This is a genomic window from Burkholderia sp. Se-20378 (assembly GCF_017104665.1).
GTDB classification, from domain to species: Bacteria; Pseudomonadota; Gammaproteobacteria; order Burkholderiales; family Burkholderiaceae; genus Burkholderia; species Burkholderia lata.
Genome location: NZ_JAAGPG010000954.1, coordinates 1 through 1,864 on the forward strand (window position 1 = coordinate 1; position 1,864 = coordinate 1,864).

A 1,864-nucleotide genomic window follows, 5' to 3' on the forward strand; every position below is an offset into this window, starting at 1 on the left:
AGCCGATCCACGCGATCGCGGCGAGCGTGTGCTGGTAGCCGGCGAACCACGCGTCGTGCGAGTCGTTCGTCGTGCCGGTCTTGCCCGCGAGGTCGGTGCGCTTCAGCACATTGGTCCGCGCGCCCGTTGGCGGGCCGGTCTTGGCCGGGAGGTCGGGGCGCGTCAGCCAATTGGTCCGCGCGCCCGGGCCGCGCTGCGCGACGCGCTGCTGATCCGTACGTGGAGCGGCGTCGAAGGCTGCACGCCCGACCACAACCCGATCATCGGTGCAAGCCGCACGACGCCGCGCCTGCTGCATGCATTCGGTTTTTCCGGCGGCGGCTTCCTGCTCGCGCCGGGTGTCGGCGACGTGCTCGCCGATCTCGTCACGGCCGGCGAAACCGCCACGCCGCTCGATGCGTTCTCGATCGGCCGCTTCGCGCCGCAAGCCACGCCGACCACCCCTTTCCCCCAAGAGGAGACCCACAAATGAAACTGCTCGGAACGATCACGGCGGCCGCCGCCCTCTGCCTCGCCGGCGCGAGTGCGCCCGCGTTCGCGCAAACGAAGACGATCTACGTCGGCATGAACGGCGGCCCGATGGAAAAGGCCTATACGAGCCAGGTGCTGCCCGACTTCGAGAAGGCGAACAACGTGAAGGTCGTCGTCGTGCCCGGCACGTCGTCGGACGTGCTCGCGAAGCTGCTCGCGAACCGCAACAAGCCGCAGATCCACGTCGCGTTCCTCGACGACGGCGTGATGGCGCGCGCGGTCAGCCTCGGCGTGTGCCAGAAGCTCGACGATTCGCCGGTGCTGAAGGAGCTGTACCCGTTCGCGCGGATGAAGGACGACGTCGGCGCGGGCGTGCAACTCGGGATGACCGGCATCGCGTACAACAAGAAGCTGTTCGCGGACAAGGGCTGGGCGCCGCCGACGTCGTGGATGGATTTCGCGGATCCGAAATACAAGGGCAAGGTCGTGTTCCAGTCGGCGTCGAGCAGCACGTTCGGGCTGCACGGCTTCCTCGCGATCAACCGGCTGCTCGGCGGCAACGAGCAGAACGTCGAGCCGGGCTTCAGCAAGTGGGCGAGCACGGTCGGGCCGAACGTCGTCGAGTACATCCCGAACTCGGCGAAGATCTCCGAGATGGTGCAGACCGGCGAAGCCGGCCTGTTCCCGCTCACGCCGACCGGCGTCGGCGACCTGCAGGACAAGGGCATCCCGGTCGCGTACGCGAACCCGAAGGAAGGCCCCGTGCTGCTGCTCGTCGACCTGTGCGTGGTCGCGAACAACCCCGATCCGCAGCTGGCTCAGAAGCTCGCGCAGTTCCTGCTGTCCGCGCCCGCGCAGACGAAGGCGGCCGAGGCCGGCAGGCAGATCCCGACCAACCGCGTCGCGAAGATGCCCGCCGCGATGCAGCAGAGCCTCGGCAACGTCGACGACCTGGTGCGCAAGGTGACGGTCGTCGACTGGACCGCGATCAACGCCCGCCGCGCGCAGTGGGATACGCGCTGGAACCGGCAGATCGAACGGTAAGCCGGAGCGGGCGCGGGTGCGTTACCGCAGCGTCTCCACGACCGCGCGCGCCACCCCGCTCAACGCATCGCCGCGTTCGAGCGCCGCGCGCGGCCGTGTCGATTCACCGTGTGCATCGAGCGAGCGCGGCGCGAAGTCCGGCGACGACGAGAACTTGACGATCGTCAGCGCGTGCTTCGGATCGACGAGGATCGACTGGCCGAACCGCCCCGCCGCCGCGAACGAACCGTCGCCGTCGTTCACCTGGTACCAGTAGTCGCGATACGCATAGCCGTCCTTGCCCGCGATCACGTTGCCCTTCGCGAACAGCGCCGCGTTGTGCGCGGGCTGCAGCGCCGCGCGAATCGTC

Annotated in this window: 1 protein-coding gene and 2 pseudogenes; 2 read left to right on the forward strand and 1 reads right to left on the reverse strand. The window is 68.7% G+C overall.

What is annotated here, in order from left to right:
* Positions 1–190: 190 nt before the first annotated feature.
* Together G3N93_RS39300 and G3N93_RS39305 are read left to right on the forward strand one after the other, a co-directional pair.
* A pseudogene (locus G3N93_RS39300) lies at positions 191–472 on the forward strand (NAD(P)/FAD-dependent oxidoreductase); the annotation flags it as partial.
* Positions 469–1,515, forward strand: coding sequence for an ABC transporter substrate-binding protein (locus G3N93_RS39305; RefSeq protein WP_174938432.1), 1,047 nt, complete (start codon positions 469–471; stop codon positions 1,513–1,515). The pseudogene G3N93_RS39300 and the gene G3N93_RS39305, both read left to right, overlap by 4 nt.
* Positions 1,516–1,536: 21 nt before the next feature.
* Here G3N93_RS39305 and G3N93_RS39310 read toward each other — a convergent pair.
* Positions 1,537–1,864, reverse strand: a pseudogene (locus G3N93_RS39310) (6-aminohexanoate hydrolase); the annotation flags it as partial.